This window comes from Chryseobacterium sp. 2987, assembly GCF_031456375.1.
Classification (GTDB): Bacteria; Bacteroidota; Bacteroidia; order Flavobacteriales; family Weeksellaceae; genus Chryseobacterium; species Chryseobacterium vaccae.
Map to the genome: position 1 here is coordinate 136381 of NZ_JAVDUN010000002.1, position 25400 is coordinate 161780.

The window sequence follows — 25400 nt, forward strand, 5'->3', positions numbered from 1 at the left end:
CAATAAGCCATTCAGGTTGTTGTATCATTTATATGGCCCGGCTGCACGAATTTTTATTTTCTCGCGGATCTGGCAGATTGAGAAGATTTATTTTCATATCCCTTATTTTGTATGACTCATCTGTAAAAGTTTAAACAACTTTATCATTAAATAAAAGATCAAAAGGAATAGCCTATTCCTACCCCAAATGAAAAAGCAAATTTCTTTTGCGGATTATCTTTAAAAACAATCATCGGATAAGCCTGACATATCAATCCTGTATCCAGCATAAGCCTGTATCCGAGACTTAAAGAAACATCCGACTGAAATTTCTTGTATACCACATTCGGATTTAATGAGGTATCAATAAAGTCTTCACTGAATAAAGCTGTATATCCCACACCCATTTGCAGAAAATGCTTTTCTCCATACAATACACTGAGCACAACAGGTACTGTAGTTACTCCCTTAAAATGTTCCCCATGCACGTCATGGCCGGGACTTCGTCCTATTCCTGCCCTTAAAGAGTAAAGAAGATTATTTCTTTCACTCAGATAGAATAATCTCTCATAATTAGCGGAAAACAGGGCTTCTGAATGCCCAGCCAATTCAAATGCAGCGATATTTTTTCTTTCCTGGCCAAAAACGGAACAACAGCTGAGCAAAAGGATCAGCAAAAGACTTTTTTTCATTCGGTTATTAGTAATTAAAATAAATACCCCGGCCCATTTCCCAATGTATAATGAGCCGGGGCATAACAAACATATGAATTTTAAATTTAATTTACAGGCTTAAGAGAGATTGCGAAACCTCCGCTTCTTGCCATTTTGAAATTAATTTTTGATTTGCTTGTGATCTGTTTTTTATAGATGTTATAGCTTTGAGGGTTGTCTATATAATCCGCATCTTTTCCATCTTCATAAATTGTAGCCTCATATTTTTTGCCCTTGTCAAGGAAAGAGAAATCTACCGTGTATTCACGTTTGTTCTCATCGGTAATCCCTCCTACAAACCAGTTTTCCGTTCCTTTGGCTTTTCTGGCGGTGATTACGTAATCTCCCGGCTCTGCAGATAAGATCTTGGTATCGTCCCAATCAGCAGCCACATCTTTGATAAACTGGAAGGCATCCATGTGCTTTTTATAGTTTTCAGGAAGGTCGGCAGCCATCTGAAGAGGCATATACATGGTTACATAAAGAGCAAGTTGTTTTACCAATGTTGTTTTTACGAAACGTTTATCTCCAGGGAAATAATAATCCAGTTTGGTCTGGAAAATTCCCGGGGTATAATCCATAGATCCTCCCATCCATCTTGTAAAGGGAAGAACGGTCTGGTGATCCGGCTTGTTTCCTCCGAATGCTTCATATTCTGTTCCTCTGGCTGCTTCTGCGGAAATATAGTTTGGATAGGTACGGCTTTCTCCTGTTGGACGTACGGATTCGTGAGAATTCACCATGATTTTGTACTCGTTTGCTTTTTCAGCAATTCTGTAGTAATGGTTGATCGTCCATTGTGAATAATGATGTTCTCCTCTTGGAATGATATCCCCTACGTATCCTGTTTTCACGGCATCATATCCGTATTTGTTCATTAACTGGAATGCTTTATCGGACCATCTTTCATAATTCGTTGCAGAACCTGAAGTTTCATGGTGCATGATCAGTTTAATTCCTTTGGAATGAGCATAATCGTTCAGCATTTTGATGTCGAAATCCGGGTAAGGGGTAATGAAATCAAAAACGAATTCTTTTGAATGTCCGAACCAGTCTTCCCATCCGATGTTCCAGCCTTCAATTAAAAGTCCCTGAAAACCATTTTCTGCTGCAAAATCAATATATTCCTTTACTTTGGTATTGTTAGCGGCGTGTTTTCCGTTCGGAGTAAGCTTTTTAAAGTCTGTTTTATCCAAATGAACGTTTTCTGCTGTAGAATAAGCCCACTGAGATTTACCAATAATCATTTCCCACCATACTCCCATGTATTTGGTAGGGTGAATGTAAGAGGTATCGGTATATTTGGTCGGCTCGTTCAGGTTGAAGATCATTTTGGAATCCATTACCTCTTCTGCTTTAGGGGAAACGATAATCGTTCTCCATGGGGTAACGGAAGGGGTCTGAATATATCCTTTTGCGCCTTGTCTGTCGGCAGTAAGATGGGTTTTGAATTTAAAATTCTGTGCATCTACTTCAAGGTGAGAAGCTGGATAATCCAATACAGCAGCTTCAGCAACGTTTAGATAAAGAGGTTCTTTGCCTTCTTTTTTAAGCATTAACGGAGACTGAACAGCATTTTTGACTAACTTCTGGGATGCATTGGCATCTGCCGCCTGAGCCCATTTTGAAGGAATTTCAGATACTTTTGTTTCCTGATACTGATATTCCTGAGAATCATAGTCAGCAACCATCCACCAGGCTTTCATATCTGTAGGGAAATCGATCTCGGAATCTTCTTCTCTGATCACGAAATAGTTCAGATTTTTCTGCTGCGGGAATTCATATCTGAATCCAAGCCCATCATTGAACAGTCTGAACTTTACTACAATGCTTCTGTCGGTAGACGTCTGATTCAACGTAACCGCCAGTTCATTGTAATGATTGATATAATTTTTCTTTTCTCCTAAAACCGGCTGCCAGGTTTCGTTTTTGGAGTCTCTTTTTTCATCTACCTTCGCAAAACCGTTATTCAGATCGAATTTTGCATCTTCCGGTTTGGCAATTTCAGAAGCGAATTTTATGGCTGTGTCTTTAAATAATCGTAATCCTAATTTAGAATCTTCTACTACTACAGCCCCGTTGTATTTCAGGTTATAGTAAGGCACTCCTTCTTTCAGCTGGAAATTCATTTCAAATTTTCCATCCGGAGATTTTAAAGATTGGGCTTTTACCCCTACAAACATCATGGAGAGCAAAAGAGCTCCAACAGTAATTTTCTTCATAATGACTATTTATAAACTTAAAAAAAATAAAGTGCTGCCGTGAAGACAGCACTTTACTATACTATTTCATCTTAAATTATTATAATGGCTGAATTTTGTAAACACCCAGCTTCACGTCTACAGTAATTTTATAATTTCCTCCTGTTCCGTCAAAAGTGATATTTCCATTACTTCCTTTTGGCGCAAGATATCCTGTATTTCCATCAGCTGAAATATTTCCCCAATCAAGATCTCCCCAGCTTTGCTGGCCTAAAAACTTAAATTGTGATCCGGCAGGAAGAGCAATGGTATGTTCAAATTTTCCATTTCCTAAATTGGTCATGGCAATAGCTCCTCCGGCATTCCATCCGTTTATTGTTCCTACCATATATAAATTGGCAGGATTCCAAGTATTAATTGCTGAAGGGGATACCGTAATAGATTTCTGAGCAGGATCTGCATCTATAACAACCTTATACATTCCTGTAGCTCCGGTAAACTGAATATTTTCAGCTGGTGCAGCAGCTAAATTTGAAGACCATGTTTTGAAATATTTATAGGTATCATTCATTCCAGCAGTGTCCATACTATAGTTCAATGGGTTCCAGTCCTGCTGTCCTAAAAATCTGAATGATTTACCATTCTCCAAATATGTATAGATGGTTGAAAAGTTCTCATTTTTATAAAGAAGCTGAGCTGTTGAAGCATTCCAGCCCACAGCAGAAGCTTCTCCTACCAGATAGAAAGACGGAAGTTCTACCAAATACGGTGTTACCGTCATCGAAACCGGTTCAGAATACAACGTAATATTCCCTATTTTAGATTTTAATCTTACTTCAATCTGATTAGCTACATTCGCAAGAAATCCTGCGTCCAGAATTATTTTATTTAAATCCCGTACAGTGTAGGTTACTTTAAGATCGGGAGCAGATACATCTACAGTTTTCACACTTTGAAAGTTTGTGCCTGCTTTAGCAAATTCAAGGGAATTATTAAAGGCAACCTGAATATTGAATTTAGGATTAACCCATTCAAATTTTACGGCCTTATCATTTTCATGATCTTTCTCAAGAACCAACACAGTTGCATCAGCTGTTAAAGAAGGCTTCGTACCTTCACCCAAAACAGCCTGGTCTTCATCTTTTTCGCAAGATACAGCGAAAACTCCTATAACAAGAGCTATGAATATTTTAAAGAAATTTTTCATTTTTGTTATTTTATATTAGTACCCAGGATTTTGAGATAAATTGCTATTTAGATTAAGATATTTATTTGGTATTGGGAAAAGCAATTTATTATTTGTTAAGTCAGACCCATTCATACCTCCTCCTTTCCATTGCCATGTATATCCTGAAAGGAATTTTCCAAATCGAATTAAGTCCTGGCGTCTGTAGCCTTCCCAATATAATTCTCTTGCTCTTTCATTCAATATAAAATCCGGTGTCAAGGCAGATTGCTGAACAGTTGGAGCTCCAGCTCTTGTTCTAAGTGCATTAATATAATTTAATGCAGTACCTACATTACCTTTTCCATTTACTACAGCAAGTTCCGCATACATCAGATAAGCATCTGCCATTCTGAATAGCGGGAAGTCGGAATCCACAAAGTTGGCATCACTTCCGTTGGATCCAGTTGAGGTTTTATTAGAAAATTTAATAAGTTTTGTCCCCTGATCAAATTTTAAATAATCTGTAATAGAGGCTGGATCATTGTTTCCAGGAACCTTCATAACTCTAGGGTCACTATTACCTACCGACTGCATAAACTCTTGTCTTACTCTATATCCCTGCCATCCAAAATCGATCCCCAGGGTTGCGCCAACTTCATTGGTACAGTTTGCATGAACAAGAAAAGTAGTTCCACCATAGGTTCTTGTTTTAACTCCATCAAAAGCTATAGGAAAAATAATTTCATCCTGTGCCCCATTGATATGGTTATCTGCTTTGAATAAGTTAGCATATGGGATCATAGCAATTTTATAAGTAGATCCGGTTACTTTTTCAACTTCTGCTAATGCTTCTGTACTTTTATCTGCACCTATGTAAACTTTTGCATTAAGATATAGCTTAGCTTTTAGCATCCAGACTGCTGCTTTATCAGCTCTTCCATATTCATTCATTCGGGGAGCTGGTAATTCTCCTTCAATTTCATTAAGTTCATTAATTACATAGTTGAACATGAAATCTCTTGACTGCATAACCGGCTTGGTGAGCAATGCATCATTTTCTGTAGCAAAAGGCATTTTCCCATAAATATCTATCGCATGATAATAGGATAAAGCTCTTAAAAATCTTGCTTCAGCTCTGAAGGTTTTGATTTGTGCTTTCAAATTATCTGCAACTCCTCTTGAGTTAAACTTTTCATCAGTAGTTTCTCTTAAATATTCATTCACTAATCCTATCTGAAAAAAGATTCTGGCAAAAAAGGCTTCATTAAAGACATTATCAGCATTCCATGTATTGAAGTTAAGATCTCTGATTGTTGGGTTATCACTTTCTCCCCAAGCAATAATTGCTTCATCCGTCGTTAATTCCTGCAGCTGCCAATATGCTCTTAAATATTGGGAAAACCCTTCATTTGGACCTCCATCATCTTCAGCTCCCAAGTCTGACTCTCCATTTCCCGCTTTTTGTCCGGTTACAGCCAATCCAGCATATATTTTTGCAAGAAATTGTTTGTAAGATGCAGGGTTAGCATAGAATTGCTCCGATGTATATAGCTCATCATCATTAACTTCAACATTAAGATCATTTAAACATGATGAGGTAGTAAAAAGAAAAATACCCGCAATGGCTATATTTCTTAATTTTATTATTTTTATTCTGTTAAGTTTCATTGTAAAAACGGATTAAAAGTTAGCATTAATACCTAAAGTGAACATTCTTGCTCTCGGATAAATTGAATTATCAATTCCATTATTGAATACCTCCGGATCTAAATTTTTGTATTTGGTAATAATAAGGACATTCTGTGCAGCTCCATACACTCTCAAAGAAGAATTTCCAATGAATTTATTGAATGTATACCCTAGTGTAACGTTATCAAGTTTTAAGAAACTACCGTTTTTAACATAGTAATCAGACATTTTGTTTGCTGTCAGGAAGTGTGTTGAACTAAAATCAACAGGAGCATTATTGATCGTATTATCTACCGTATTATTGATGTTACCCAAATGAGCTCTATCCGAAGAAATCTGGTCATAAACATAGTTTCCTATGCTGGCCCTCCATCCCATAGAGAAATCCCAGTTCTTACCGAAAGTAGCATTAGTCATTAGCCCCATTGTTACATCCGCCTGTGGTTTTTTATAGTTATACTTATCAGCAGAAGTAATTACTCCATCTCCATTTCTATCTACATAAGCTCCTTCAATTGGCCTTCCGTTACCATCATAAATCTGTTGGTATACCCAGAAAGCGTATGGGGAATATCCTTCTCTGAAAGTCTGAACAAATCCTCCTAAACCAACTCCTCCTTTATCAATCCCATTAACTTCAAGTTCTTTGATCTGAACTTTATTGTATGATACATTATAGTTAAAGTTCAATGTAAAGTTTTCATTTCTGATGGCTTTTACATCTAATCCCAGATCTATTCCTTTAGATTGAAGTTTACCTATGTTCTTAGGTCCAATAATTCTTAAATTCTCCAAAGGTCCCTCAGGAACAATTGATAACAGGTCTTTTGTATCTGCAAGATAAAAGTCTAAGGTACCTTTAATTCTGTTATTTAAAAATCCAAAATCTAATCCTAAGTTATATTTCAAACTTTCTTCCCATTTAAGGTTTTGATTGTATCCGTTTGCTTTTGCAATTTCATAGAACTGGTTCCCGAACTGATAGTAAAGGGTTGATGAGACATTGTATGTTTTAAAATAATCATATCTGTAGACGCCAATATCCTGCTGTCCTGTTTTTCCTACACTGGCTCGTAATTTTAAATCTGAAATAGAGCTGTTTCCTTTTAAGAAATTTTCTTCTGAAATTTTCCAGGCTGCAGCTACTCCACCAAAATCACCCCATCTGTTATCTTTACTGAATCGGGAAGATCCATCTTTTCTATAGTTGATGGTTAGCAAATATTTATTAGCAAATCCTAAGTTTAATCTTCCAAAGAAAGCCTGTAAATTTACATCCGGTTTAGAATCCGGATTATAAAAGTTGTTATCTGGATCCAATCCGTATAATAAAGTATTTCCTGATGCAGAACTTACTTTATGATAGTTTTGGTATTCATATCCGCCCATTGCTTCAAGATTAAACTTCCCGAAAGTCTTAGTATAATTCAACTGAATATTAGCATTTTTATTAAGAATACTTTCATCAGTGTAAGAATCCTCCCCATAAAACCCGAATACATTCTTAACAGAATAATATCCGTTTCTGGAATATTTGTTGGTTGTAATATGACCATCCAGTTCCTTACTATCCAATCCCGCATTTACAATCAATCTTAAATCGGGAAGGAAGTGGAATTTATAATCCATATTGATATTTCCGAAAAATCTTTTGAAGTTCTGAACATCACTTTTATTCCTAAGCATACTCACCGGGTTGGAAACTCCATAAGATTTAAGAACCTGTTGACCATTCTCCATATCATACCGGGTCCATTCGGTGTAACCTCCGAATGGTGAATTTGGATCGTATACTGGTTTTGTAGGATCAAAATACATTGCATTTTTTATGGCATCTTCATTTCCTTTATTCTGGAAAGTATAAGAATATGTTCCTGTAATATTGAACTTTAAATGATCATCAAAGAAGCTCGGACTTAGTGCAATGTTTGCTGTTGACCTTCTATACCTTGAAGTTATTAATAATCCTGAATTATCCATATTATCTACGGAAAAACGGGCAGGGACCTTACCAAATAAACTTCCTGAAACTGAAGCATTAATATCCGAAGTAACGGATGTTCTGAAAATCTCATTTTGCCAATCAGTATTTGCAGAACCTAAAAGGTTAGATTTTTCAGGAACATACTGGTTAATAATACTTCTGAATTCATCTCCAGAATATACTTTAATTTTTTTAGCCAGCGTATTTACTGTTGTAAAAGCATTTAATGAAACCCTAAGTTTTTTGCCACCTTTTTTTGTAGTGATGAGAATTACCCCATTAGATCCTCTGGATCCATAGATAGCTGTAGATGCAGCATCTTTCAGAATTGAAAATGATTCAATATCATTCGGGTTAATTGTTGATAAAGATACTCCATCCAATGGTAAGCCATCTACAACCAACAATGGGTCATTACTTGCGTTTAAGGATGATCCTCCCCTAATTCTTATGGTAGCTTCATTTCCGGGAGTTCCTGATTGTGTAATCACCAAACCTGAAGATCGTCCGTTAATAAGACCTTCAGCTGTAGTTACCGCTCCTTTATTGAAGTCTGCAGAAGACAAAGCTGTTATAGACCCTGTCAAATCTGTTTTCTTCTGCTTACCATATCCGATCAATACAACTTCTTCAATTTTTTTCTCCTTAGGCAGAGAGTCTTGTGCCTGCGCGTGCATTATTGTACTGGCCAATAAAAAAGCGGGCGCTATTTTTAATACCGTTGTAAAATTTCTCACAATATCGTTTTTTTTTAGTTTCGTTTTTCTAATAAGCCTGGCAAACCAGTCTTGCAATTTATAAAAAAAATAGAATTACCATAATTTTATGTGAATTTTAGATAATTTTATGTAAATTACCCGTCGTTTTCAAATTAAAAATCTGAATTTCATTTATTTATATCGTTCTATGCGTAGCATAACATATTTCGTTCATTAACAAAAAGTTAAACAATTGTTTAACTAAATGTAACATACTCCGCCTTCAAAACCTCAAAAAAAGGATTATTATAGAAGCTTCAACAGAATTCATGAGATAATCCTTATCTTTGCAGTTAAAATTTTACTATAAATGTCAAACAGGAAGATGATTACGGCAGCTTTGCCCTATGCAAACGGACCGGTTCATATAGGACATTTGGCAGGTGTATATATTCCTGCGGATGTCTACGCAAGATTTCAGAGAAGATCAGGAAAAGAGGTAGCGTTTATCTGCGGGTCGGATGAACACGGTATTCCTATTACCATCAGAGCCAAAAAAGAAGGAGTAACCCCTCAGGATATTGTAGACAAATATCATGAGATCATCAAAAAATCGTTTTCAGATCTTGGGATCTCATTTGATGAATATTCCAGAACAACGTCTAAAAAGCACTATGAAACCAGCCAAGATTTTTTCAAGGTGCTTTATGAAAAAGGCAAATTCACGGAAGAAATTTCTGAGCAGTATTTTGATGAGCAGGCAGGAGAATTCCTTGCAGACCGTTATATTGTAGGAACATGTCCGAACTGTGGTAATGAAAATGCCTATGGAGACCAGTGTGAAAAATGTGGTTCTACCCTTTCACCCTCAGAACTCATCAATCCGAAATCAATGTTAAGCGGAAACATCCCGGTTCTTAAAGAAACCAAGAACTGGTATCTTCCTTTAAATGAATATGAAGATTTCCTGAATGAATGGATTATTGAAGGCCACAAAGATGATTGGAAACCTAATGTTTACGGTCAGGTAAAATCATGGTTAAATGATGGTTTAAAGCCCCGTGCGATGACCAGAGACCTCAATTGGGGAGTTCCGGTACCGCTTCCGAATGCTGAAGGAAAAGTTCTTTATGTATGGTTTGATGCGCCTATCGGGTATATTTCATTCACCCAGGAATGGGCTGAAAAGAACGGAAAAGACTGGAAAGATTACTGGCAGAGTGAAAACAGTGACCTGGTTCACTTCATTGGAAAAGACAATATTGTTTTCCACTGCATCATCTTCCCTTCTATGATGAAGGCTCATGGTGATTACATTATGCCGAAAAATGTTCCTGCTTTTGAATTCCTAAATCTTGAGAACGATAAAATCTCCACATCAAGAAACTGGGCAGTATGGGCTCATGAATATGTAGAAGATTTCCCGGGACAGCAGGATGTGCTAAGGTATGCCCTTCTTTCATCAGCTCCTGAAACTAAAGATAATAACTTCACATGGAAAGATTTCCAGACGAAGAATAATTCTGAACTGGTAGGAATTTTCGGAAACTTTATTAACAGAGTTGCCGTTTTGATTCATAAATATTATGATGGAGTTGTTCCGCAAGGCGATATAAACAGTCCTGAATTACAGGAAATCAATAAAGCGGCCAGAGAGATTTCAGGATTCCTTGAAAACTATGAGTTCAGAAATGCATTATCTGCTTTAATGAATCTTGCCCGTTTCGGAAACCAGTACCTTCAGACTGAAGAACCATGGAAAACAATTAAGGATAGCCCTGAAAAGGCAGCACAATCTTTATTTGTCGGAGCACAAATCGCTGTTGCTTTGGCACAGTTATGTGAGCCGTTCATGCCTTTCAGCTCTGAAAAGCTATTAACGATGTTCAATGTTGAACAGGTTAGCTGGAGTGATGTTGAAAACAAATCTGTTTTAATAGAAACTGGCCACAAAATTAACGAAGCTTCTCTTCTTTTCTCAAAAATTGAAGACAATGTGATTGAAGCCCAGATCCAAAAGCTGGAACAAACGAAACAAAACAATAAAAAGACCAACCCTAACGCGAATCCTATGAAAGAAGAAATCACATTTGATGATTTTACCAAAATTGATCTGAGAACAGCAACCATCCTTGAAGCTGAAAAAGTAGAAAAAGCAGACAAACTTTTAAAACTGACGGTAGATACAGGTGTGGATGTAAGAACGGTAGTTTCCGGGATCGCGGAAAGCTTTACTCCTGAAGAAGTAATCGGGAAACAGGTGATGATTCTTCTGAACCTTGCTCCGAGAAAAATCAGAGGAATTGAGTCTCAGGGAATGTTGTTACTGACGACCAAACCGGATGGAAAGTTATCTTTTGTAACACCGGATGACAGCAATGTAGAGAACGGTATTGAAATAGGATAATCAATATTTAAGATAAAAAATAAAGACACATGAAATTTGATTTTCATGTGTCTTTTTTATGTATATCTGCTGAAAACAGTATTCTAATTTTTTGTCAGCTTTGCCAGATAAGAATCTTCATCTTTCAATACCTTTTCAATCCTAAAACCATTATGCTCAGCAGCATTTTTAAGGGTATTAAAATCAAGATACAACCAGGTGATCGGGTTTTCGGATTCTCCTTTGTAATGAACCGTATATCCTAATTCGCCATAATAACCTTCTGCCGGAATATATACTCCGCCATCTTCATCACGGTCAAACATATAAAGAATATCTGTGCTGTCAATCAGGATCTGCCCGTTTTCATTCAGTAGAGAATGGAGCTTCTGAAGATACGTGTCAATTTTTGCGAGACTTTCAAAAATTCCGGTTCCGTTCATCAGCATCAGAATTGTATCAAATGTTTCCCCGGAAAGCTCCACCATATTTTCACAAACCGCTTTTTTTATACCTCTCAGTTTACAAACTTCAATAGATTTTGGTGAAATATCCAATGCCAGCACATCAAGGTTTCTCAGATTCTGAAGATAAAGAGCGTGTGATCCTGCTCCAGCTCCAATATCCAGAACTTTTCCTTCCGCCAGCTTCAAAGCTTTCTGCTCAATGTCATTCATCACCTCAAAATCCCTGAAAAGATAAGCTACCGGGAGCTCATCCAGTTCCGAAATTGATGTTTCTGTCTGCAGATCCTCGGGATCTTCATTATGAAAATAATCCCAGACCGCTTTACCCATTAAATCTTTCATAGTCGTTTTCAAAGTGGCAAAGATACGGGTTTATTGGAAATGAGTAATTGATAAATAAGTAATGGGTAATGAGCAATTGGTCAGTTCTAATAATTTAACATCAGCAATTCACCATTCATTGCAAAGCAAAATTCACTATTCATCTATCCCATTGAATCTTTCTCCTTATGTCTGTCTTTCTCTGATTCATTTTCTGCAACGCCTGCTTTCCAGTAAGAATAAGCATTCAGTTCCTTTGCAGTCCAGTTTTTTTCTTTTCTGAGATAGGTACGGATTTCTTTAACACTTGAAAATTCCGTGGCTATGTATCCAAACTTTGTAGTTTCAGGAATGGCAATACTTTTTACGGTATCGGCCATCTGGCTGCTGCTATGAGGTTCTGTGTTGTGTAACCATATGAATTCAATATCGGCTTTTGTCTGAATGATCTGCTCATCCTCTTTTCCGTGAACTTCAAGGATACAGACGCCTTTCGCTGTTTCCGGCAGGGTGTTCAGAATAGCACTCAGAACAGGAATCGCTGTTGCGTCACCCACCAGAAGATACCATTCCGCTTTGGGGCAGAGCTCTTTTTCTTCTGTTCTCATCATGATTCCCAGCTTTGAGCCGGCTTCTGCCTCACGGGCCCATTTCGATGCAGGGCCGCCGTCGCCATGATCCACAAAATCAATGATCAGCTCATTTTTCTCGAGATCAATTCCGCTGTGGGTGTAGGTTCTCACTGCAGGAGCAACTTCTTTAGGCGGATAGACCCATTGTCTGCTCTCATCCAGTTCCGGGAAATGGATTTCGTTTAAACCAGCCGGCGGAACAGCAATCTTATTGTTATCACCAATCGTAGTATTCTTAAACAGATGGACATCCGGAGAATACAGATAAACCCTGATAAAATGGTCTGTGATATACTCTTTTCTGGTCATTTCTACAACAATGCGACCTGTTTGAATTTTAGCCATAACTGAAATTTTAAAAGTTAAAATCCGGTTTCCGATGATCACAGAAACCGGATTTGTATTCATATTTGATGAATTTAAATCAAGGCTAAGAAGCTTAATTTAAATTTCTAAAAATTAAAGGTATAGGAAAGGTTGAATGTTCTTCCTCTTCCTTTATAATTAAAAAGCTCAGGAAGTCCGTACGTAGAATACAACACCTGGGAACGCTTGCTCCATATCGTCTGATAATCTGTATTGAATACATTCTGGATTCCCAGATTGAATTTACCCCAAGGGAAACGGTATCCTACCATAAGGTCTGAAGTATTATAACCGTCAATTTCATTTTTCAGATCATCCGTCAGCTTGAAGTTTTGCAGCGACTGGAATCTGAATGACCAGTTTTTAACATTATAACCTATATAAGTGACCAGTTTTGAAGGGGAAGCATTATAAATTTCCTGCTTCTGCCATTCGCCCTGATTATCTACTTCCGATTTGATTAAAAGGCCGCTGGCCCCGAAATAAACTCCATTATTCATAGAATAGGAAACTTCTGCTTCTATTCCCATATTTCTCAGCTTAAGATCATTAACAAGGATCTGGAATGTCTTTCTGTCAACCGTCACTGTTTTATCAGAATTACTCAGGAAACCTGCGATCTGCCCTCTGAATCCGCCTTTGTTCATACGATACCCTACTTCAAACTGATTGGTTTTAATCGCCTGAAGAGGCTGTTGCTTTACATTGATACTGGAAACTACGTCCCAGTTGTTATTGACCAGTTTATACGTTCCGATTCCATAATACTTGGAAGGGTCTGCAAGGCTTACTCCCTGTGAAAATGTTCCCCATGCCTGGTGCTGCTCATTGAATTTATATAACAGACCTGCATTCGCCAGGGTTACATTATATGAACTCTCACCACCCGGAATGGCAGATGCTGAATTTCCGTAGCCCATAGCCACCTGAGTCTGCTGTACGGAACCTACGAAATCATCTACTTTTACTTTGATATTCTGGTAACGGATTCCCGCATTGATCTGAAGTTTTGGAAGGATATCATATTTTGCCTGAACATATCCTGCATAGCTCTGCGAATGATTGGTAGGATATCTTCCCAGACTGTATTTTGTTTCGTTGATTAAACCACCGCTCGACATGGTTTTGGCCAGATCATAAACAGATTGTGTTCCTTCGAATTTCTCCAGATCTACATCTACTCCATACGTTACGTTCAAGGTTCTCCAGGATTTTGACAATAATGCCTTGATCCCTGAATAATACGTATCCTGCTGTGAAGAAGACATATAGGCAATCGGCCCACTTTGAAGTGCTACTGTTCCCGGGAAAGGATAGAACCCAAGCTTCTCTCCTCTTGCCGCCAGCTGTACATAAAGATCCTGTCCACCTAAAATACCGTTAGCATTATAAGCCAAGGTTCCCATAAAACGTTCTGTTCCTACATTTTTGTCTGATGAAAAACCGTCACGCATTTCCAGTAAGGACGCATTTTTTGTGGTAAAAGCGCTCAGACTCTGTCCTAAATAAAGACTTCTGTCACCATTAAATTTAGAATTATAATACTGAAGTGACGCTGTAATTTTATGCTTGTTGTTAAATTTATAACCTCCTGTAGCAAGAATATCAATGGACTGGTTATACTGAAGATCGGTTTGCGTAATATCGGTAATCACCTGATTCTGGTCTGCTCCGTACACCCCTCCATTCTGCTGGTAAGCGATTCCCAGCCTTCCGAAAAGTTTCTCTCCTTTTCCTGCAATAGATTGTGCCGCACGGAAATCATGATCATCTTTCCCCATAAATCCGGTTCTTACCCCTACTTCCGTTTCTCCGCTAATTCCGTTTTTAGAGGGAGCTTTGGTGATGATATTGATAATTCCTCCTGTAGCATTTCCTCCATAGATAGAGCTTGCTCCGGAAAGAACTTCTATTCTTTCAATATTAAATGGGTCAATAGCGTCCAATTGTCTGCTGATTGCGCGGATACTGTTCAGGGAAACCCCGTCTATCATAACCAACGCAGAGCGTCCTCTCATATTCTGTCCGTAATTGGTTCTTCCCTGAGGACCAATATCCATACTCGGAATCAGGATAGAAAGCATTTCTTTGATAGGAACTCCGCTTTTGGCCTGCTCCTGAATTTTTTCTTTCTGTACCACCCAAACGGTTCCCGGAATATCAGAGATTTTTGTAGGTTTTCGGGAGGCTACAATCACCACATCATCAATACCTTTAGAGGCTATAGAGTCATTAACGGTCTGGGAAAACATCATTCCCGAAGCTAATAATCCTATTAACGCATACTGCTTTTTCATTCTTTTATTTCAAGTTTTATAATGCGTCAAATTTAATTTTTATTCTTTCTAAATAAAAACAATTCAGTATGAAATTTTTCATATTTTCCAGAGGGTATTGTTCATCCTTAGAGTCTGTTTAAAATTTATATGAAACATTAAAATCAGCAGTTTTAGAAATGAAAATTTTGTGTGGTAAAACTCAACTTCAATACATAATCCTTTTATATTTTCGCTCGCTGATCTGGCAGATTATGCAGATCTTAAAAATACCTCATTCATAAAAAACGTAAGATCCCGACTTTTGAACAAAGTCCGGGATCTTACTGGTGAAAAACAAGGTATTTTTAAACCGCAGGTCCTGCTGCGTCTTTTATTTCTTCTAACATTTTTTTTCTTTCTTTTAGTCTTCTTCTGGCAATGACAGATTTACCTCCGATAACTCTCACAAATCTCATATACTGGAAACGTTTTGCCCCGAAATGATGGGTAATTACATACAACAACACCCCAAAACCTGTCAGGATAATATATCCGAAGATCTTTTTAGTGGCAATAATAATGGCATTCAGCTGAATGCCCTTCATATTGGCTGCAACATTCTGAGGGGTCACCGTCATCCCATCCATATATACCGCGAGATCTCCTACAGCTGCCACCTGAAATCTGTACTGAAACCATGAATATAAGGTTGAAAAAATACCTACTGCCAGGAAAGTTCTCCAAACCAGCACCAATCCGATAGCGGCCAGCATTTCATCCATTTCAAGTTTATCCAACGTATAGAACCAAACGGAAATAAATAATGAGCACATTCCATAACCTTTTAAGAACATCGGAAGATACCAGTTGTCATAACTGAATTCCAATACCATAGAAAAGTACATAATTATAGCATATCCTATCATCGCAGCAAACCCTGAAAAAATGTACATTTTTAACGGTTTTTCTTTTTTGAACCAGAATATAGCAATTGCGCCTGCTAGAATAATGCCCGGAACCATCAGCATGCTGAGTCTGGCATTCGTGAGCTGATCATATCCTAAAACTCCTACCGCAAAAGTATTCTGAAGAGATGCCGTTCCTAAAAACATTCCCAGCCAGAACAACATAAATAAACCATGCTGTACATTATTTTTGGTGAATATTTTAAAGGACAGGTAAGGCCGTTTCAGCGTTGACTGACGGATGGCCAGCAATGCAAAACTTACAAAAGCAGCTATACTGGCATTAATGATATTTTTTGAATTCAGCCAGTCCTGCTGTCTCCCGAAAGAGTATACATAGGCCGAAAACATAAAGGTGGAGATGAACAGTAAAATACTCAGCCAGTCGATATAATGCAGAGGAACTTTCAATGCGAAATATTTATTATGCATAAAAACCCAGTGAATAAGTGCCAATATAAAGCATAAAACCGATGTCAGTAAATAAAACTGCTGCCAGTTATACAAAAGGGAGAATTCTGCGGCATAATAAACTGCTACCTGGTTCATGATCAGAACAAATGTATAGAATACTCCGTAAAACATTCCACGGTTTCCAATCATCATCATCAACGGCAGGAATAGTTCTATGGTGACCATCATCTTCATAAATCCAATCAGTAAAGACGTAAATACAAAGATCATAGGCTGTAAAGTCGTTGCATTGATATAGCTCATAAGCCCTAAAAGCACCAAGAGGAGCACCATTTTATCTCTCACCTTGAATCTCATCTTCATTCTGAGAACAATAGGCATACAGGCTCCCATACCGATTGTGGTCGCATAGTTGGCCCACATAAAATATTCTGTAAGAGCTCCGGTACCGCTCACCAGATAGCTGATATTCCCTGTGTACACACCGCCAAGAGGCATCACCACTGCAAGAAGCAGTACGATCAGCAGCAGCTGTACGGGTTTCGGTACCCAGTCGTTATATAGTCCTTTGTTGTACATACTTTTTAGATGATTGATTTCAGATATCAGATGACAGACTTTCAATATTCAGCGTTAGCATTTCGCACCGCATCATGTCTGGAATCTGATATCCTGCATCTTCTAGTCTTTATTAATATTTACGTTCATGTTCATCCCTGCGCTCAGTTTATCCAGATCTTCTTTTTTATTGGAAGACGTAAATTCTATTCTTACAGGAATTCTCTGCTGTACTTTGATGAAGTTTCCGGTAGAGTTATCAGTCGGAACGCTCGAATATCTGGATCCGGTAGCCGCTGAAACCGCAGTTACTATCCCTTCAAATTGTTTTCCGCCTAAAGCATCAGCAGTCATCATCATTTTCTCTCCGATTTTTATGTTCGGCATCTGTCTTTCAAGGAAATTAGCGGTTACCCATTTCTGACCGTTCAGAACGATCGTGGCTACCTGTTGGCCGGGTTGAATTAATTGTCCCTCGGCAATTGTTCTTCTTCCCATTACTCCGTCATAAGGAGCTGTAATGACGGTATAGGAAAGGTTGATTTTCGCCATATCCAAGGCTGATTTTGTTCTTTTGATCTCTGCATCATTAATCCCCAGACGGCTTTTTACCTCTGTTGTAGAAAGATTGGCAGACTGCTTTTGATTAACCAGCGTTTCGTAAGCTGCTTTCTGGGCATCATATTCTGTTTTTACCTGGTCATACTGCTGTCTTGTTACAGCCTCAGCAGCGAGAAGGTTTTTATATCGGTTCAGGTTCTGCTCTGCATTCCATAATCTTGCTTTTGCACCTGCAATATTGGATTCCATCACATTAACATTGTTAGAAACCGTATTAACGGATGAACTTGTTGCTGATCTTTGTGCCATTGCATTCTGGTAAGCTGCTTCTGCTTGCCCAAGCTGGGTCAGAATTTCGTTTTTGTCCAGAATAACCAGCGTATCACCTTTTTTTACTCTTTGATGTTCGATGAATTTTATTTCTTTGATATAAGCAGAAACTCTGGTATTGATAGGGTTTATAAACTCTTCCACCTGAGCTGCCTCTGTATAGGTTTTATCTCCAATGTGGAAATATTCACGTACCAGCCAGTACAACCCGAATCCTATCACCAGAAAAACGATAATATTCGAAATAATAGCGCGGATTTTATTGGTTTTATTCTTTTTCTTTTTATCGGAAGCAGCCGATTGTGCCGGAGCTGCCTGTGTATTTTGAGTAGTTTGTTCCTTGTTTTCCATTGTTTTGTTTTTCAGTTTTAAAAGATTAAAGTGTTCCCGAAGCTTTGATAAGATTATAATACTGATAAAGTACATTGATCTCTCCATTGGCATAATCCAGCTCAGACTGAAGTTTCTGGTTCTGGGCATCAATCATTTCGGCCTGTACTGCCAGCTGGTTCAGATATTTTGCTTCTGTAATCTTATAGTTTTCTTCTGCAAGTCTTTTAGAATCGTTAAGGATTTCCGCCTGCTGAATAGCTTCCTGGTATTTCACATAAGCTGCATTTATCGCCATATCCACATTCTGCTGTACCAGGGTCATTGCATCTCCGGCCTGGGTTTTCTGAAGCTCACCGAGTTTCACTTTTTCTTTTGTTCTGTAAAGGTTATCGATATTATAGCTTAAAGAAACTCCTGCCTGCCATCCTCCGGAATACATATCCAGAACTGGGTTTCTTGTGGTGATTGGACGTTGCAGCGTATAGCCTCCAAATCCGGCAAGGGTCGGCATTTGATCTGTTTTGATAATTTCAATATTTTTGCTGACAAGATCAATATTCTTTTGGGCAGATTTAAGCTGGGGATTGCTTTCATGGGCTAGATTCAGGTAGTAATCCATTCCTATTCCCGATTCTTTATCCGTTAAGCTTTCCACGGGGATGATCTCTGTGTCAGACGGAAGTCCTAATGCAATATTTAGATTATAATTCAGGATTTTTCTGTTATTGCCCAGCGTAAGGATTCCCTGATCAAGGTTTTTGATGGCCAATTCGCCACGGATCACCTCGTTTCGGGTTACCATTCCCTGCTGATAGAATTTCTGAATATTTTTGAGACGTTCCTGAGCCAGTTTTTTGTTGTTCTGAAATACGGATTCCTGGTTCATAATCTTATACACATCCAGATAATTGGAAATCACGAGAAATTTCACATCCTGTCTGTTTTTTTCCAGATCCAGTTCAGAAAGCTGCTCACGGAGACCTGCTACCTCAATAGATTTAGTTACCAATCCACCTTTAAAGATCAGCTGGGTAGCCTGTACCGCATAGGAACTTCCGTAGTGAGGCATCGGAACTTTGGTGGAATTTGAAAAGTCTTTATCAATAGCTACCGCATTTCCTAAATAGAACTGGCTCGTAGAAGCCGTAACGGTAGGAAGCTTTTGAAGCTTTGCCACATTAGTATTCTGTTTGGCAATGTCTATATTCTGAGCGGAAACTTTTAACTGCTGATGGTTTTGTACTGCCATTTCGGCGACTTCATCTGCCGTCATTTCCCGCGTCTGTTGTGAAAAAAACAGCACAGGGAATAGAGCTATCACGAATGATAGTGCCGTTTTTACATTCTTTGTCATTGTACCTTGTTTTACGGGAACAAAGTTACAGCAGTTCATAATTCAAACAAATGTTTGATTATTGGAAAAAGATGTTCAAATGTAAGATTTTAATTTTCAAACTGATGTCTGTACTGGCTTGGGCTCACTTCCATATGCTTTTTAAAAAAGTGCGAAAACGAGTACTGATCACTGAATCCGAGAATAGACGACACCTCAGAAACCGGTTTTTTGGAAGAGTTTAAAAGTACTTTCGCCTCATTCATTACGATCAAAGCAATGATCTGGCTTGCTGATTTTCCGGTAATGGATTTTACCACTGATGAAAGATGTCTGGTTGTAATCGACTGGCGCTCGGCATAGAATTCCACGGTTCTTTCGGTAAGATGATGTTCTGCAAGATCGGTAAGAAAAACAAAAACAATTTCCTCCTGCCTGGACATCTGGTTCATGGAATAGTTGTCTTCTTTAGAAATAATACCGGCCATCTGGTAGCAAAAAACAGAGAACAGATGTTCCACCATCTCTTTTTTATACAGCATTTCCGTTTCGGAATCTAAAATATATTTCAGGAAATTAACACTTTTCCAGACCACTTCCATTTCATCCTCCGGAAAAGGAACTCCTTTATTCATCTGCTGTCTGAAATAACGGTAGGTGATCAGTCTGTTGAATTTCAATGATAATGCCGAAATAAATTCTCTTTTATAGGAAACCATCCTGGACTGGAAATCATCACTCACGGAAACCATTTCATAAATAGTCTGTGGATCAGTTACCATAAACATATTCGCAGAAAGCTCCAGGTCACTGAAATGCTGACGTAGTTTTATAGATCCTGATTTGATAAAGATAAAGGCAGGATTTTCCGGACGGAAAGGCTTATCCGCAGAAATTCTCTCGAAAATATTATGCTGGGTAAAAATTTCAACCCCGAATTTTTCTAGTGCAGACATAGCACAAATGTAACCAATATATTGCAAACTTACCACGCAAAACGTAGGATCAACTCTATTGATTCCATGAAGCGGACATTTAGCAGCAAGCTTCATGAATGATGAAGTCGCGTTTCTTTAATCATTTAATCAGTAATGCCTATAAATCAGGTTTTGCGTTTACGAAAACAGTATTGGTGTGTTTTTTATTTTTCTCGTGGATTGCGCAGATTTTTTACCTCAACCACGCAATACATATTACGCAACAATTTCTATAAAAACAATAACATCTTACAATAAAAAAAAGCATTTAAGTATGATTTTTGTTAATATTCATAAAAACTTAACCATGAAAAAAATATTTTCAGCATTATCATTAAGTATTATATTAATGAGTTGCAGCCAATCTGATCCCCAAGCAGTCACAATGGCAGATCCTCCTCTGGAAAAAGAAATGACCAATCATCTTACTATTTCTGCGAAAACAGATTCAGACGAAAATATGCCTGCTCCACCATTAAGCCATCATAAAACAGATACGATCTCTAAAAAGATCATTAAAAACGGGAAAATGACCATTCAAGTAGGTGACCTGAAAAAAGCACAAAACCAAACTGCAGAGATCCTAAAGAAAAGTAACGCCTATATTCAACAGGAACAGTTTCGGAATACCGATACGGACGAAAACCTGTCTATGATGATCCGTGTTCCCCATCAGAATTTTGATAAGCTTATCAATTCTTTCTCGGACGGTGTGGGATCTATCCTGTCTAAAAATATTTCCTCCAATGATGTTACTGAGGAATATACTGATGTTTCAATAAAACTGGCCAATAAAAAAATCTATCTTGAAAAGTACCGTGATCTGCTCAGAAATGCATCCACTACAAAAGACATACTTGAAATTCAGGAGAAAATCCGTGGGCTGGAAGATGAAATTGATGTGGCTGAAGGCACACTGCGTTTTATTGACGACCGGGTCAATTACAGCACTTTGGAGCTCTCTCTGTATAAGGAAAAGGCAAGGAGCTCCACCACTTCAAAAATAGGATTTGGAAGCAGGTTTTCCGATTCTCTTACAGAAGGCTGGAACAGTTTTGTAGGCTTCCTCCTGGGGATTGTTTCTTTCTGGCCTTTCCTTTTGTTTATTCCTTTAGTAGTATTTCTCTGGAGAAAATGGAAAGCACGAAGAAAAAAATAAATCATGCAGATTCTGTTTTTAAAAAGCAGCAATAAAGATAAACTAACTTTAACGATATCATTCATTCATACTCCTGATGTGCTCACTGATTTTTATCCAGTTGATGCTGTCTGATACACGCAGTTCCTTATCAAAATGCTGTTTCCAGTTCTTGCCCAGTTTTTTCTCAAGACTTTTGAAATAGACTTCATTGGTACGGTCTGCTTCTTTTTGAATTTTCCGGGTGCTGTCGGTTATATCGCATCCGGTTTCTATCCTTTCGTAACATAGATCCCATTTTTTCACGAGACTGTCGATGGCATCATAAGCACCTGCCGGGGGAAGTTCTCCGGCCCTGATATCCTTCCAGCAAAGAGGTTCTGTTTTCTTTACATCATTGGATATTGCTGATTTTGTCTTTTTTGCGGCATCAGGACTGCAGGAAATCATGAAAAGTGCAACACTTAGCAGAATCATTGAAGTAGTCAGTTTTTCCATAGCAGAGATTGTTATATATTTTTATTGAATGAACTCCAACAGGCGTTTTCTTGTGATTACCTGATTCCCTTTATAAAACTCTTCATCATCCAGCCGAGCCAATGAAGCTGTGGACTGCATGGAAAGCCAGGAAACAAACAGATCCCTATTTTCAAATATTTTCGGGTTATTAAGATCACCATCATATATTTCTCCGTAGAAAAACCTTTGGTTTTCATCTGACTGCATTCCCATTCCGCAGTAATCACGGTGACGATAACCTAAAAAATGACCGTTCTGCAGCTGATCTGCAACATCATTGGCAATCAAAGTACCAAATGGTACAGCATCTTCTTCCTCTGTATGTAAATTTTGTACGTTATTCATGCTTTGAATGATTTGAGATTTGAGGTTTGAAATTTGAGCGTTAGCCTTTTAACTAAGTTTTTCAGATCACGATGCCAAAAAGTCAAAGATTTTCAACTTCATGCAACACATCAGATTATATCTCAAACCAAACTTTCATCTTATACTTCATACAGCATAAATCATTTTCCGAGAACAAAAACAGCCGGAACTTTATGCAGTTCTGGCAGGGCTTTCTTCCAGTTGGCTATGGTTTTGGTCTGAATAAATTCATGTTCAGGATCATTGATATTGGCTGCAATACAGAGTTTGGTATTGGGGGAAAGGAATTTTGTCAGGTCTTCAAAAAGCTGGTTATTTCTGTATGGGGTTTCCATAAAGATCTGCGAATACCCTGTTTTCTGCACCAGGCTTTCCAGATGAAGAATCTGTTTTTTCTTTTCACTTTTATCAATCGGCAGATAACCGTGGAAGGTAAATTCCTGCCCGTTGAATCCACTTGAAATCAGCGCAAGGATAATAGATGAAGGTCCGGAAATAGGAATTATTCTGATATTTTTCTCGTGGCACCATTTTACGATCAGGTTTCCCGGATCGGCAATACAAGGTAATCCGGCTTCGGAAAGTAACCCGAAATCCTGTCCTTTCAACATCAGATTTTGCGCTTCTTTAATATCTGCATTTTCGGTGTACTTATCCAGTAAAAACAGTTTCAGATCTGACTGTTTCTTTTCAGGAGCAAAGAATTTAACGACTTTTCTGGCTGTTTTTTCATTTTCTACAAAGAAATAATCGGTTTGCATGATATATTCTTTTATCACAGGTGAGAAATGAGTGATAGAAGTATTTTCCGAAAGGTAGGCTGGGAGTAAAAAAAGCATTTTATTGTTTTATAGTTCGTTTTTTAAGTGAGGGAATAAAAAAATAGTGGTTCAATATTAAGCAACAGATACAATTTCCCCCTTTTATTTCATCTGTTTTAAGATGGCGTCACATCCTTTATCCAAAAGCTGGAAAACGTTTTCAAAATCATCCATTCCGCCCCAGTAAGGATCTGGAACTTCTGCATTTTTGTGGTCACCTAAAGCTTCCAGAAACAGAGAAACTTTTTGGCGTTGCTCTTCATTTCCTGCTTTTGAAATTACGTCTTCATACACATCAATATCCATACAGTAGATCTTGTCAAAGTTTTCAAAATCTGCGTTGGTAATGGGCCTGGACTTCTGTTTTGAGATATCAATTCCATGACTGGCCGCTGTTTTAACAGCCCTTTTATCAGGATGCTCTCCTTCGTGAAGTGATATTGTTCCTGCGGAATCAATTACCCCATTCCCGAGCTTTTCTTTCATAATTCCTTCTGCCAAAGGACTTCTGCAGATATTCCCCAGGCAAACCATCAAAATATTCATATATTCTTTAATTAAAAAATGAAAAAGAAATTCTAAATTCCTCTTTTAACAAAACTAAATAAAAAATGAAGAATAAAACTATTCTTCATTTTTATTATTTTTAATTCAGTTATTTTTTACTGCTTGATTCTTTCTGTAAGATCTTTTACGTATTTCTTAACTTCTTTATCAATTTTTGATACATCCTTGATCGTGTCACAAGCATACATTACCGTTGAATGATCTTTTCCGCCCATTTCTTCTCCGATCTTAGTGAAAGTAGAATTGGTAAATTCTTTTGAGAAGTACATCGCCAGCTGTCTTGGCAAAGCAATCTCTCTTTTTCTTGTTTTAGAAAGAAGCTGTTCTTTTTTGATTCCGAAATAGTCACATACCACTTCCTGAATATAAGGAATGTTAATGACTTTCTTCTGATTAGCAGCGATTCTGTTGATTGTTTCTTTCAGCAATTCAAGACTCAGATCTCTCTTATATACTGTAGAATAAGCAATCACGGAATTGATTACCCCGATCAGCTCTCTTACATTTGTTTTTGCTTCAGCGGCAAGGAAATCAAGCATATCTCCCGGAAGAACGATTCCGTCTCTGCTTAATTTATCTTCAATGATCTGTCTTCTTGTAGACAAATCAGGAGATTTAATCTCTGCAGAAAGTCCCCATTTGAAACGGGAAACGATTCTGTCCTGAATATCCATGATATCAGCCGGAGCTTTATCTGAAGTAAGAATAATTTGTTTTCCGTTCTGGTGAAGGTGGTCAAATATATGGAAGAAGCTGTCCTGCGTGGCAGATTTACCGGACAGGAACTGGATATCGTCAATGATCAGAACATCTACCATCTGGTAGAAATTTGCAAATTCTGTCTGTTTATGTGCTTTGGCAGCAGAAATAAACTGCTGGATAAATTTTTCAGAAGACAGGTAAAGAACAACTTTATCCGGAAACTGATTTTTCACCTCAAGACCAACAGCCTGGCCTAAGTGGGTTTTCCCTACTCCATACCCTCCATAAAGAAATAATGGGTTGAAAGCAGTTGCTCCTGGTCTTTTAGCGATAGATCTTGCTACAGTAGCAGCAAATTTATTGCTTTCTCCTTCTACATAACTATCAAAAGAATAATCCGGTTTCAGATTAGAGTCTATATTTACTTTTCTTATTCCAGGGACCACAAAAGGGTTTACAATATTTGCTGAAAATCCTTGTGGCATTGTTTCCTGAGTTTTAGGAGTAGGAACGCTTTGTCCCTTGATGTTCATGGTAACTGGTTTTTCCTGACCTTTCGGTCTGTTTTCCATTACTGAATACCATAGTTTTACTCCTTTTCCAATATTTTTCTTCAGGGCAGCAGAAAGCAGGGACAGGTAATTGTCCTCAATGTATTCCTTGTAAAAATCACTCGGTACGATCAGTGTAAGGTTATTCGCCACCAATGAAATTGGCTGAACCTTATCAAATAACATATCGAAAGATTTTTCAAGTTTTTTCAGATCAGAATTATCTTCAGCAGCGTTTAAATTATCCCGCATAAACTGAAGGCATTTCTGCCATATCATCATTAAATTTTCATCCATTATTCTGCCCCGATTAATTCTTTGTTAGTACTGTTTTTAGAAGGAAGACAAAGGTCCAATTTTTTCTTTTTAAAAAAAAATATTGCGGGTATTGATTATTTAAAAA

At 37.9% G+C, this 25400-nt stretch carries 19 protein-coding genes; 2 read left to right on the forward strand and 17 right to left on the reverse strand.

Going from position 1 to position 25400, the window contains the following annotated elements; genetic code table 11:
• Positions 1 to 158: 158 nt before the first annotated feature.
• The 5 genes from J2Y40_RS05695 to J2Y40_RS05715 all read right to left on the reverse strand — a co-directional run bounded on the left by J2Y40_RS05695 (position 159) and on the right by J2Y40_RS05715 (position 8471).
• The gene (locus tag J2Y40_RS05695) at positions 159 to 671 is read right to left on the reverse strand and encodes a hypothetical protein (RefSeq protein WP_153391240.1); all 513 of its coding nucleotides are present in this window, start codon (positions 669 to 671) and stop codon (positions 159 to 161) included.
• Between the two features lie 86 nt (positions 672 to 757).
• Positions 758 to 2914 carry a glycoside hydrolase family 97 protein gene (locus tag J2Y40_RS05700; protein ID WP_153391238.1) on the reverse strand — a complete coding sequence of 719 codons (2157 nt, stop codon included), beginning with the start codon at positions 2912 to 2914 and terminating at the stop codon, positions 758 to 760.
• 79 nt (positions 2915 to 2993) lie between these two features.
• Positions 2994 to 4100: a SusE domain-containing protein gene (locus J2Y40_RS05705; RefSeq protein ID WP_153391236.1), complete on the reverse strand. Its 1107-nt coding sequence runs from the start codon at positions 4098 to 4100 to the stop codon at positions 2994 to 2996.
• Positions 4101 to 4115: 15 nt separating this feature from the next.
• On the reverse strand, positions 4116 to 5729 hold the full coding sequence (locus tag J2Y40_RS05710) for a RagB/SusD family nutrient uptake outer membrane protein (protein ID WP_309997688.1): 1614 nt from the start codon (positions 5727 to 5729) through the stop codon (positions 4116 to 4118).
• Between the two features lie 12 nt (positions 5730 to 5741).
• On the reverse strand, positions 5742 to 8471 hold the full coding sequence (locus J2Y40_RS05715) for a SusC/RagA family TonB-linked outer membrane protein (protein ID WP_153391232.1): 2730 nt from the start codon (positions 8469 to 8471) through the stop codon (positions 5742 to 5744).
• A gap of 331 nt (positions 8472 to 8802) precedes the next feature.
• On the opposite strand from J2Y40_RS05715, the gene metG reads away from it, so the two are divergent.
• Positions 8803 to 10839 carry a methionine--tRNA ligase gene (metG, locus tag J2Y40_RS05720; protein WP_309997691.1) on the forward strand — a complete coding sequence of 679 codons (2037 nt, stop codon included), beginning with the start codon at positions 8803 to 8805 and terminating at the stop codon, positions 10837 to 10839.
• A gap of 83 nt (positions 10840 to 10922) precedes the next feature.
• Here the strand turns inward: metG and J2Y40_RS05725 are convergent, their stop codons facing one another.
• The 7 genes from J2Y40_RS05725 to J2Y40_RS05755 all read right to left on the reverse strand — a co-directional run bounded on the left by J2Y40_RS05725 (position 10923) and on the right by J2Y40_RS05755 (position 20312).
• Entirely contained in the window at positions 10923 to 11627 is a 705-nt protein-coding gene (locus J2Y40_RS05725) for a bifunctional 2-polyprenyl-6-hydroxyphenol methylase/3-demethylubiquinol 3-O-methyltransferase UbiG (protein WP_153391229.1), read from the reverse strand.
• Between the two features lie 143 nt (positions 11628 to 11770).
• Entirely contained in the window at positions 11771 to 12646 is an 876-nt protein-coding gene (locus J2Y40_RS05730) for a siderophore-interacting protein (RefSeq protein WP_394349955.1), read from the reverse strand.
• A gap of 44 nt (positions 12647 to 12690) precedes the next feature.
• Positions 12691 to 14901: a TonB-dependent receptor gene (locus tag J2Y40_RS05735; protein WP_153391227.1), complete on the reverse strand. Its 2211-nt coding sequence runs from the start codon at positions 14899 to 14901 to the stop codon at positions 12691 to 12693.
• Between the two features lie 326 nt (positions 14902 to 15227).
• Positions 15228 to 16820, reverse strand: a complete 1593-nt coding sequence (locus J2Y40_RS05740; protein ID WP_309997693.1) for an MFS transporter — start codon at positions 16818 to 16820, stop codon at positions 15228 to 15230.
• Positions 16821 to 16922: 102 nt separating this feature from the next.
• Positions 16923 to 18041, reverse strand: a complete 1119-nt coding sequence (locus J2Y40_RS05745; RefSeq protein ID WP_153391223.1) for an HlyD family secretion protein — start codon at positions 18039 to 18041, stop codon at positions 16923 to 16925.
• 25 nt (positions 18042 to 18066) lie between these two features.
• Positions 18067 to 19377 (reverse strand): TolC family protein, encoded by a 1311-nt coding sequence (locus J2Y40_RS05750; RefSeq protein ID WP_309997695.1) that lies wholly within the window; start codon positions 19375 to 19377, stop codon positions 18067 to 18069.
• Positions 19378 to 19466: 89 nt separating this feature from the next.
• On the reverse strand, positions 19467 to 20312 hold the full coding sequence (locus J2Y40_RS05755; RefSeq protein WP_153391219.1) for an AraC family transcriptional regulator: 846 nt from the start codon (positions 20310 to 20312) through the stop codon (positions 19467 to 19469).
• A 328-nt stretch (positions 20313 to 20640) separates the two neighbouring features.
• Here J2Y40_RS05755 and J2Y40_RS05760 point away from each other — a divergent pair, with 328 nt between their 5' ends.
• Complete coding sequence (locus J2Y40_RS05760; RefSeq protein WP_153391217.1) at positions 20641 to 21492, forward strand: DUF4349 domain-containing protein; 852 nt, start codon at positions 20641 to 20643, stop codon at positions 21490 to 21492.
• A 57-nt stretch (positions 21493 to 21549) separates the two neighbouring features.
• On the opposite strand, the gene J2Y40_RS05765 is transcribed toward J2Y40_RS05760, so the two are convergent.
• The 5 genes from J2Y40_RS05765 to dnaA form a co-directional block, all read right to left on the reverse strand.
• Positions 21550 to 21969: a hypothetical protein gene (locus J2Y40_RS05765; RefSeq protein WP_153391215.1), complete on the reverse strand. Its 420-nt coding sequence runs from the start codon at positions 21967 to 21969 to the stop codon at positions 21550 to 21552.
• A 21-nt stretch (positions 21970 to 21990) separates the two neighbouring features.
• Complete coding sequence (locus J2Y40_RS05770) at positions 21991 to 22335, reverse strand: hypothetical protein (protein ID WP_153391213.1); 345 nt, start codon at positions 22333 to 22335, stop codon at positions 21991 to 21993.
• A gap of 161 nt (positions 22336 to 22496) precedes the next feature.
• A complete protein-coding gene (locus J2Y40_RS05775) occupies positions 22497 to 23195 on the reverse strand; it encodes an SAM-dependent methyltransferase (RefSeq protein ID WP_153391211.1) in 699 nt (232 codons plus the stop codon).
• Positions 23196 to 23279: 84 nt separating this feature from the next.
• Positions 23280 to 23723, reverse strand: a complete 444-nt coding sequence (locus J2Y40_RS05780; RefSeq protein ID WP_153391210.1) for a low molecular weight protein-tyrosine-phosphatase — start codon at positions 23721 to 23723, stop codon at positions 23280 to 23282.
• Between the two features lie 116 nt (positions 23724 to 23839).
• Positions 23840 to 25294: a chromosomal replication initiator protein DnaA gene (gene dnaA, locus J2Y40_RS05785; protein WP_062697090.1), complete on the reverse strand. Its 1455-nt coding sequence runs from the start codon at positions 25292 to 25294 to the stop codon at positions 23840 to 23842.
• Positions 25295 to 25400 lie beyond the last annotated feature (106 nt).